Genomic DNA, 9,660 nt, shown 5'->3' with positions numbered 1-9,660 from the left:
AAGTAATCACGAGATCAACAGCATCAGCCTTGAACTCATCAGAAAACGTGGGACGGGAAGACATGGGAACAATCCTTTCAAAGACTGTCTCACATCAGTAGTACACCTCAGCCCTGCCCTGCGACAGGTGGTTCGTGCTCGTACTACCGGATCAGTGTAGGTCCGCGTCCGGACGGACGGCATCTGTGTGAAGCGGCCCGGGCCGCTCCACGACGCACGAAGGCTGCACGCCACCGGGAAAAACCCGGCTCTGGAACTGCCCGCATGGACCGGGCGGCGTGTTCGCCGGCCCGGCCGTGGGCGCCCACATAGGATCGGCGCATGGCCAGCGCCGGGGATCCGGCCGATCCGTTCCTCCTCCATCGGGATGCAGGGGGTGCCCTGCAGTTCCAGGACGGTGCGCATCATGACCACGAAGAACCGGTCCCGGATCATCACCGGATCCGCCAGGGCGTGCGGCGCACGGTGTGGGCGGCCGGAACGCGGTGGCTGATCACTCATGGCCTCACCCTACTCAGGACCAAAGGCATGCTCGCAGCGCTCACACCCAATGAGGCGTCCGCTGGTGCGGCCGGCTGTTGGGTCCAGTGCCTCCGTCGCAGGGCTCCGGAGATCCTGGCCCTGCCTACGTCTGCGACGTTTTTTGGTTGCTGTCCTTATGGTGTTGACGGGTGGTTCCGTGGCCGTTGTAGGGTCGTGGCTACCCGGGGGAGGCGGGTATGGCTTTGTTGCTGTGGCCGGACGACTCATCTCGTGACGGCTCCGAAGGATTGGCCGCCCGCCGCCCCGCGATGACCCGACCGCTGATTGAGAGACGCGACATGATCGCCGGATAAGGACACGCATCGCCAACGTCCTCAAACTCGGGGACGGGGACGAGGTCATCTGGGCGACGGACCTGAACCACGGCGGCCCTGCGCTGCTGATCGCGGTCCTCGTCGCCCACGGCCAGAAAATCCTCTACATCCCGGGCCGGATCGTGCACCACGCCTCCAAGCTCTACCGCGGCGAGGGCAAAACGGACGCGAAAGACGCGGCTGTAATAGCCGACCAGGCCCGGATGCGCCGCGACCTGCAGCCGCTGCGGGCCGGGGATGAGATCAGCACCGGGTTGCGGATACTGACCGCCCGGCGGGCCGACAAGTCCGCGGACCGGGTCCGGGCGATCAACCGCCTGCAGGCCCAACTGCTCGAATACTTCCCCGCGCTGGAGCGGGCCTTTGACTACAGCCGCTCCAAAGCCGCCCTGCTGCTACTGACCAAACACCGCACCCCGGACGGGATCCGCCGCACCGGCCAGACCAGGCTGCATGCCTGGCTGAAGAAAAACGGCGCCCGCTCCTCCGCAGCGGTCGCCCAGGCCGCCGTCGATGCCGCGAAATCCCAACACACCACCGTCCCCGCCCAGCATCTCGGCGAGATGATCGTCGCCGCCCTCGCCCGGGAAATCATCACCCTCGACAAGGAGCTGGCCGAACTCGATGTGCTGATCAGCGAGAAAGTCACCGAACACCGGCACACCCCGTCCCTGCTCAGCATGCCAGGATTCGGGCCCGTCCTCGCCGCCGAATTCCTCGGCGCCACCGGCGGAGACCTCACCGTCTTCCAAACCGCGGACCGGTTCGCCGGCGTCGCCGGACTCGCCCCCGCACCCCGGGACTCCGGCAGAATCAGCGGCAACCACCCCCGCCCCCGCCGCTACGACCGCAGGCTGCTACGCGTCTTCTACCTCTCCGGGCTCTCGGCGCTGAAATCCTGCCCGGCCTCACGGGCCTACTACGACCGCAAACGCGGCGAAGGCAAAACCCACATCCAGGCCATGCTCTCCCTGGCCCGGCGCCGCCTCAACGTCCTCTGGGCCATGCTCCGCGACGGCACCACCTACACCCCGGTCCCCGCGCAGGTGGCCAGGATGGCTGCCTGACGGCCTGCGCCGAGCCTCCGCACACCGCAGTCCCGACAGGCAGGTCCTAGCGGATTTTCACTGCCTGTGGTTCAGTTCGGCGCTTGGAACGGATTGGTCGCTGCACGATCTGCCGGCCTACGACCATCGACCGGATGGTGACGGACCCGAATCTGACATTGTCCAAGGTGATGGCCGTGACCCGCCACCGGCGGGTGTCATCAATGGCACCGTATCTGCGGCCGCGGATTGACGAGGTCTTCCAAAAGGTACAGGAGCATTTTGCCGCACCGCGGCCGGAGCCGACGCTGACGCCCGGGTATGACGCGGGCGACTTCACGGTCGTGTTCGGTGGTTGAGGTACTCAAGCATCCGGAACAGCGGCGCCTTGAGCCGCCATCGGCCGGAAGAACTCGGTCAAAACGGAAGTACGAGACACCCCTCAAGCATCCGCCTCACGAGACCAGGATTTGGGAGACGCGCCCTAGTGGGGCAGGTGCGAGGCCGCGGCGGAGCCCGGTGCGGCTTTTGGAGCCAGATAGGCGTCGAGCTTGGCGAGGGTTTGCTCGATGCTGGCCGGGTTCCGGCGGAGGTAGCCGGCCAGGCGCATTAGGATCCGTGCCCGGACTTCGCGGGCGTCCCACTGCTCCGTGACGAGGGTGCCAGGGTTTCCGGCGGCATCGGTGGAGGGCTCCAGCAGGTAGCGCCAGATGTGGCCGCCGAAGGGCTGCCAGGCGATCCGTCGGCCCTCCTCGAACTCGCAGACCGTGTTCAGGACCTTGTAGTCCATCTTGACGTTCATTTCCATGCCGAACTTCGCACCGAGGGCAAGCCGTTCCGGACCGCGGGGCTGGGCGCCCTTGACCGTGCCGGAACCGTCGATCACGCTGTGCAGCGCTGGTGTGGCGAGCACCTCGAAGACGGTTTCCGGAGCGGCCGCGATAAAGCGGTTACGGGACACGAGATATCTGTTGGTCATCCGGCGATTCTAGCACCGATACCCATGGGGGTATATTATGTTTTTGGCAACCATTGATATCGCTGAATAGATTTTCAACGACACAGTCACCGGCAACGGAATTGTGCCGGTGGACGTCTAGGCGGCATGGTGCCGCCCTTGTTGCCCCGGGCGGGCCCGCACAGCCTGCGCGCCCTTGCGGCCGACCGCCCGGAAGTAGCAGGCCGACGCCTGCGCGTCGAGACCTGAGCGTAAGGTGTGACACGATGCTCGCCGCCCGGCTGGCATAACGACTTCAGGAGGCACTGCCCATGACATCCACCAACCCTGCCAAGATTGCATTCTTGATCCTCACTGATTCGGCGGACCGAGGCCTTCCCGGGCTGGTCATGGCGAGCCGCCTCAAAATGAGCCGCGGCTCCGACGTGCGCGTCCTCTTTTTCGGCCCCGGCGTGAAACTCGCCGGCAGCGGAGCGGCCGACCAGCAACTCGCGGACCTCATCGACTCAGGGGTCAAACCTACGGCCTGTTCCGCACAGGTGGAGCAATTCGGTCTGGCCGAGGAATTTGCCGACCGTCCCATCGAACTCCTCGCCGCCGGCGCCGAGATCGAAGCGTATGCCAAGGAAGGCTTTACCGTACTCAGCTTTTAGGCCCGCCGGGCCGGTCTCCGCTGAGTTCGAGCGGCTCCCCGAGGAGGACCGCAAATGAGCGGCAGACCGTCAATGAACCGGCCCTTACATACAGCGGTGTCTCGGGGGGTTACGTCCCGCTGAGTGGATGCTCCTATTGATGTCAAGCAACTTCTTGTGCCAGATGAGGTTGTCGGGTTTTGTCGTCGAGCCATGCGCCGTATGCGGTTTCCAAGTTGGTGTCAGCGCGTTGTCCTATCTCGAGTCGGCGTAGGCGCTGGTAAGGGACCTCGAGCTGTTTGGCCGCCTCGGTTAGGACGATGCCGAGAGTTTGGTGGCGTTGCGCGAGTCGTTTCGCTGATGCTCGAACGATCAGCTCCGGGGTGGTGCCCGGTGCAGGGCGCGTGCGCGCGAGAGTGACCGCCAGTTTGTCACGGTCAAAGCGGCGAAAATCCTGCCGAACGGCCTCTGGCGCGCTCACCAACAGGCCATGGATCTGATTCATGCTGGCAGTGCGGGCCTTGGTCGCGGAGGAGCGTTCTGCAAGCAAGACCCGCATCGACTCGACATCGCCGTCGCGTTGTTTCGGGGTCGCAAGTCCTCGCCCGGCGACGACGGACAATGCCGCTTGGCGGGCGTCGAGGGGATCGGATTTGCCGCGCAGTCGGCGCTCGGCACGGTTGGCGCGGGTAACCTCAAGCACGCGCATACCGGCTCCCGCCAGGACACGAGCAAGCTCCGCGCCATAGGAGCCGGTGCCTTCGACGCCCACGGCGCCGACGATGCCGTGGGCGTGGAGGAAGTCGATGATTTGGGGGTACCCACTTCCCACGGCAAGGAACTCCCGGTCGGCGATCGGTCGTCCGAGGTCGTCGACGATGGCGACATGATGGGTGTCTTTGTGGGTATCGACCCCCGCGAAAATGGTGTGTGATGCCGCGACTTCGGTGGTGATTTCTGGCGGTTCGAGATGTGCGACTTTCATGACTGCGTACCCGTCTCTTCGTTGAAGGGATATCGCCGATGGGGTCGGGAAGGCAGACAGCACAGAGGTGAGACTGGTGGCCAGGCTCCTATCAAGTCATGTCGCCCCGATCAAGCGGCATTAGCGGCTCTGGTGCGGGCGGACAGATCCACTCAAAGACAACCTCGAAAGGTGTCGGTGGAGTTTTGAGTCACCCCCACACCAGAGCCACATCCAGTATCTCTGTGGAGTTTTCTCGACACCGTGCAGGTCAGTTATTTGATTATGCTGCCGTGAGTTCGGGAAGCAAAATCGCCTCCTCGATCGGCGTGGCGGGTGCGGTGTCCATGGCCTTGAGTTCGGCCATGGAGGCCTCGGAGAGGTAGCGGCGGTCGCCGGCTTCCCATTCGTCATGTTGCTCGACGAGGACCGCGCCGGCAAGCCGGAGAAGGGCAGCCGGGTTGGGGAAGACCCCGACGACGTCAGTGCGTCTCTTGATCTCCTTGTTGACGCGTTCCATGGGATTCGTGGTCCAGATCTGACGCCAGTGCCTGGCCGGGAACCCGGTGAACGCGAGCACGTCGTCCCGGGCGTCGCCGAGCATCGCGGCGACCTTCGGATGGGATTTGAGAAGCATCCGGGTGACCTCGTCGAACTGGGTGTTCACGTGTCCGGCATCGGGCTGGGCGAAGGCGGTGCGGATGATCGAGGCGACCATGTCCTGGGATCCCTTCGGCACGGTCGAGAGCACGTTGCGCATGAAATGCACGCGGCATCGCTGCCACGCCGCACCCTGGAACACCGTCCCGATGGCTTTCTTCAGGCCGCTGTGGGCGTCGGAGATCACCAGCTTCACCCCGTCCAGCCCGCGGGCCTTCAAGGACCGCAGGAACGCGGTCCAGAATCCCTCGTTCTCGCTGTCGCCGACGTCGAAGCCCAGGACTTCCCGCCGCCCGTCCGAGGCCACGCCGAAGGCGACCACGACAGCCTGGGACACGACGCGGTGCCCGACGCGGGCCTTGCAGTAGGTGGCGTCCAGGAAAACGTACGGGTAGTCCATGGCCGAAAGGTTCCGGTCCCGGAACGCGCCGACTTCGTGGTCCAGGTCCTCGCAGATCCGGGAAACTTCGGACTTGGAAATCCCGGTCTCGGCCCCGAGTGCTTTGACGAGGTCATCGACCTTGCGGGTGGAGACCCCGTGCAGGTAGGCCTCCATCACGACAGCGTAGAGGGCCTGGTCCACGCGGCGGCGGCGTTCGAGCAGGGCCGGGAAAAACGACCCGTTCCGCAGCTTGGGGATCTTCAGGTTCAGGTCCCCGGCGGTCGTCGTCAACGTCTTGGGCCGGGACCCGTTGCGCTGGGTGGTCCGCGCCTCGGAGCGTTCGAACGGGGCGGCGCCGATGAACGCGGTCGCCTCGGCCTCGATGAGCTGCTGGTACAGGGTTTCGGTCGCGGCACGGATCCGATCGGAGACATCGGTGAGTTTCAGTTGGCCAAGGAGGTCAAGCAGGGCAGACTGGTCTAGAGCAATCGTGTGTTTGTGTCCTTTGTGAGTTCTTTGATCGGTTCTCACTGACCATCGCACGATGGCTCACTACGTTGCCGGAGCAACGCGCAACTGCCGATATCTACACCACTCCACGGGACGTAACCACCCCCCGTTCTTCTCGCAGCAATGTTCGTCGCTAATATGTCGTCAATCTAGGCCCTGCCGCATAGGGGACGGAACCCCCGGTCCAGAGGAACCGCCCGGGCCGGAAGGGCGCATGCGCAGCGGCGACTTACCGAAGGAGGACAACCGGACGGTAGAAGAACCGCCGTAGTAGTTCGGCTTACGGCGAAGGAAACGCCGTCTGCGCCAAGTGCAGAGGACTTCTGACATTCCGTGCAGACGACTTCTGAAAATGACAAACCGAGTAGACGACGATGATTCGAATGCGTCCCGGTGGGCGTCCCGCATACGGGACGGTGGACGCACCGGTGTCTTCCAAGAGAAACAAAATGCATTGAGCGACGTCACGGCGCCGGTCGAAGATTGCTTTGGATAGCATTCAGCATATGGAGTCATCCCCAATGAATGTCGACCGTCAGACCGTGAACGAGCCGGGCCTAATCGCCCGGTATCCCCTGGCAAGTTTCTTTATACTCGCCCTCGCGCTTTCATGGATCGCGTGGAGTCCGTGGTGGCTGGGACAGGATGGTCTCGGACTGCTCCCGATACCGGGCTCCATTCAGGTAGTGGCACTGGTGAACCCACTTGGCATCTTCGGCCCAGCCGCTGCCGCCTTCATCGTCGTCGGAGCCACCGAGGGCCGTGCCGGAGTCCGTCGCTTCTGGGCTAACGTAACTAGCCTTCGGCTTGGCCTGCGGTGGTGGGGTGCGGCCCTATTAGGTGTCCCCGCAATCCTGTTAGTCGGGGCAATACTCCTGCCGGGCACGCTGGGTTCATTCACGACGGATGGCCTGGCCGCAGTCCTGATGATCTATCCGGTGCAACTCCTTGGCATCGTTTTCCTCGGCGGCGGTCTGGAGGAAATCGGGTGGCGTGGTTTCGCCCAGCCCAAGCTTCAAGAGAAAAGTTCACCGCTAGGGGCAGCGCTGCTGATCGGTATCGTCTGGGCCGCATGGCATGGACCCCTGTTCCTGACTCAAACTTGGGATACACCCCGCAGCACTATTGCTCAGGTTCTGTTGTACGTGGTCGTTGTCATTGGGCTTTCAGTGATCATGGCGTGGGTGCGCAACGGCAGTGGCAGCACTCTTACTGCGGTCCTAGCCCATGCCTCCGTGAATGGCTCCCTAGGCGTCTTGGTAATCGCGTTTCCCGGATCGCTCATCGAAACTACGAACTGGTGGGGACTCGGCATCATCCTGGCCGCTGCAGTAGTTGTCCTGGTGACAAAGGGCCGTCTCGGTGCCGGCGAAGCCATCGAAGCCCCTGCCGCGATGGCGCGGCCCGCATAGTCAACGGTGTCCGGTAGCGGTTCCCTAACGGGCGCTCAACCCATGCTCGACACGTGTCATGTAAACGTTCGTTTAAGTGACAGTCCGATTCCAAATCGAACTGGAATCGGAAGATGTCACTTAACCCGTTCTTTATTCTAAGTCATGCAAAGGGTGGCTGATCTTTTGTTTGTGACAGGAGTCGGGGGTGTCTGGAGCCCGGCAAAGGTATCCCGGAGCCGGCGAACAGATTCTTCGCTCCGGCATCCGCGCAGCCTGCCGCACGGCCTGATCCCAGGCCGCATCGAACCTGGCCGGCAGGCCACGCTCAACGGCCGGCGGTCCATCATCGGCCCTGCCGGCCACCCTCTCCAGGCACTTCAGAGCCAGGGTTGAAGATAGTGCAGACGAGTTCGATACAGAATGCCTGTTGTGCAGGCGGGTCCGAACACAGAACTGTTCGAACCCGCCTGCACAACCCCCGGACTTCCGCGGAGGCGCGTGGAGACGACTTCGAAAAATGACATCCTTCGACCCTTCACGATACGACGGCCGCGTCTCGAAATACTTTTGTTTTTCGAGACGGTGCTAGCGGGGCCGAGCCTTCCACCTGCTTAGGTTTTGTTGCCGGTGAGAGCGAGGCCTCCACCGAGGCCGACCATCATGACTCCGCCGGCGGCGCTCATGCGGGCGAGGCGTTTCGGGTTGCGGGCGAACCAGGCGCGTGCGGTGCCTGCGGTGAGGGCCCAGGCGGTGTCGCTGGCGAGGGCGATCGTGAAGAAGATCATTCCGAGGGTCACCATTTGGAGGGGAATGGCTCCGTGGTCGTAGTCGACGAATTGGGGGAGGACTGCGACGAAGAAGACGATGGTCTTGGGGTTGGTCACGCCGACTGTGAATCCTTCGCGCACGAGCCGGAAAGAGGACGGTCGAGTCTTGGCTGTGGGGGAGGTGTCGGTGTGGTCGTTGCGGTGACGGAGCGCTTGGATGCCGAGATAGACGAGGTAGGCCGCGCCGATGAACTTGATGACTGTGAAGACGATGATCGATTCAGCGACGATGGAGCCCACGCCGAGGGACACGAGGGCGACGGCCGGGAGCATGCCGAGTGCGTTGCCGAGCACACTCAGGAAGCCGCTCTTGCGGCCGAGGGAAAGCGAGCGGCCGATCACGAAGAGCACGCTCGGACCCGGGATGACGATGAGCGCGAACGCCGCGAGGGCGAAAGCCCAGACGTTAGCTGCGGGTACCATGTTGAGCTCCGATCGACGGCAGGGTGACGTGAATTGAATGTAGCGCACTTCGGCTCCCGACAGGATGTGAGGGGTAGTCAGTGAATGGGCGACATTCTGGCCACCACGCCCCCGACGAGAGTCCGACTCGCCTCGATCGCGACGACGAATCCAAGCGACAAATAGCGCCGTGAAAAGGCCGCCATTTACCGCCGAAAGTCACACCGGTACGGGTTCAGACGCCCCCGACAACCAACGCACAAAGGGTCGTTTTTGACCGTAGCGAATAGGGCACCCGGGCAGTTCTGCGGGCCAGTCTTAACGGAATCCGCAGGCCCGGAAGCCCGCGCTTCTGGAAGAGTGCAGCATATTGCCCTCCTGCCGCCGGTGGAGGACCGGCTTACGGGCACTTGTCGGGGGCACCGACTATGTTGAGTAGCGAAGCTTGTCCCCCTGAGGGTGAGCCGGATACTCGCGAGGAGAACCTCACTGAACAGCCCGATTGACAGTCGCTCCGTCTTCGTCGTGCACGGTCGCAATGAACCGCTCCGCAAGTCTATGTTCGAGTTCCTACGGAGCATCAACTTGTCTCCGATGGAGTGGACAACAGCCGTTGAACTTACCGGCGAGGGCTCGCCCTACATCGGGCAGGTGCTCGATGCGGCCTTCGACCATGCGACTGCTGTGGTTGTCCTGATGACACCCGATGAGGTGGCGTATCTGCAGCCCTGCTACGGTCATGGCGCGGGCGACCAGGAAACGCAACCCGCGGCGCAAGCTCGCCCCAACGTGCTATTCGAAGCTGGCATGGCTCTGGGGCGTGACGCCAAGCGAACAGTGCTCGTTGAAGTGGGTGAAGTGTGCGGCCGTATGGTTTTGTGAGACAGCTTGTTAGGAGCCCTTTCTCGCATGACCGTTCGTAAGAAGTACACGCAGCAGTTTAAGGACGAAGCCGTTGAACTGGTGATCTCCTCGGGCCGTCCGATCGCACAGGTGTGCCTCGATATAGGCGTCCTTGAAGGCACGCT

At 63.2% G+C, this 9,660-nt stretch carries 9 protein-coding genes and 1 pseudogene; 6 read left to right on the top strand and 4 right to left on the bottom strand.

Annotated elements, in window-relative coordinates:
- Positions 1–844: 844 nt before the first annotated feature.
- Positions 845–1,924: pseudogene (locus ACZY0Y_RS19035) on the top strand (IS110 family RNA-guided transposase); the annotation flags it as partial.
- A gap of 83 nt (positions 1,925–2,007) precedes the next feature.
- Positions 2,008–2,262 carry a hypothetical protein gene (locus ACZY0Y_RS19030; RefSeq protein ID WP_463959808.1) on the top strand — a complete coding sequence of 85 codons (255 nt, stop codon included), beginning with the start codon at positions 2,008–2,010 and terminating at the stop codon, positions 2,260–2,262.
- A gap of 125 nt (positions 2,263–2,387) precedes the next feature.
- Here the strand turns inward: ACZY0Y_RS19030 and ACZY0Y_RS19025 are convergent, their stop codons facing one another.
- Positions 2,388–2,882: an SRPBCC family protein gene (locus ACZY0Y_RS19025; protein WP_463959806.1), complete on the bottom strand. Its 495-nt coding sequence runs from the start codon at positions 2,880–2,882 to the stop codon at positions 2,388–2,390.
- Between the two features lie 290 nt (positions 2,883–3,172).
- On the opposite strand from ACZY0Y_RS19025, the gene ACZY0Y_RS19020 reads away from it, so the two are divergent.
- Positions 3,173–3,514, top strand: coding sequence for a hypothetical protein (locus ACZY0Y_RS19020; RefSeq protein WP_463959805.1), 342 nt, complete (start codon positions 3,173–3,175; stop codon positions 3,512–3,514).
- Between the two features lie 142 nt (positions 3,515–3,656).
- Here ACZY0Y_RS19020 and ACZY0Y_RS19015 read toward each other — a convergent pair whose 3' ends face one another.
- Both ACZY0Y_RS19015 and ACZY0Y_RS19010 read right to left on the bottom strand, forming a co-directional pair.
- Complete coding sequence (locus ACZY0Y_RS19015; RefSeq protein ID WP_463959803.1) at positions 3,657–4,478, bottom strand: IS110 family transposase; 822 nt, start codon at positions 4,476–4,478, stop codon at positions 3,657–3,659.
- A 262-nt stretch (positions 4,479–4,740) separates the two neighbouring features.
- A complete protein-coding gene (locus ACZY0Y_RS19010; RefSeq protein ID WP_463959810.1) occupies positions 4,741–5,988 on the bottom strand; it encodes an IS256 family transposase in 1,248 nt (415 codons plus the stop codon).
- 542 nt (positions 5,989–6,530) lie between these two features.
- Between ACZY0Y_RS19010 and ACZY0Y_RS19005 the strand changes: the two genes are divergently transcribed.
- Positions 6,531–7,421 carry a CPBP family intramembrane glutamic endopeptidase gene (locus tag ACZY0Y_RS19005; protein ID WP_463959801.1) on the top strand — a complete coding sequence of 297 codons (891 nt, stop codon included), beginning with the start codon at positions 6,531–6,533 and terminating at the stop codon, positions 7,419–7,421.
- Positions 7,422–8,014: 593 nt separating this feature from the next.
- Here the strand turns inward: ACZY0Y_RS19005 and ACZY0Y_RS19000 are convergent.
- Positions 8,015–8,653 carry a LysE family translocator gene (locus tag ACZY0Y_RS19000; protein ID WP_463959799.1) on the bottom strand — a complete coding sequence of 213 codons (639 nt, stop codon included), beginning with the start codon at positions 8,651–8,653 and terminating at the stop codon, positions 8,015–8,017.
- A 438-nt stretch (positions 8,654–9,091) separates the two neighbouring features.
- Between ACZY0Y_RS19000 and ACZY0Y_RS18995 the strand changes: the two genes are divergently transcribed.
- The gene (locus ACZY0Y_RS18995) at positions 9,092–9,514 is read left to right on the top strand and encodes a nucleotide-binding protein (protein WP_463959797.1); all 423 of its coding nucleotides are present in this window, start codon (positions 9,092–9,094) and stop codon (positions 9,512–9,514) included.
- Between the two features lie 27 nt (positions 9,515–9,541).
- The coding region (locus ACZY0Y_RS18990) for a transposase (protein ID WP_463959809.1) at positions 9,542–9,660 on the top strand (119 nt) is incomplete at its 3' end.

The organism is Pseudarthrobacter kochi, assembly GCF_055412805.1.
Note: the sequence above shows the minus strand (reverse complement) of the source record. Positions and strands in the feature narration are given on the sequence as shown.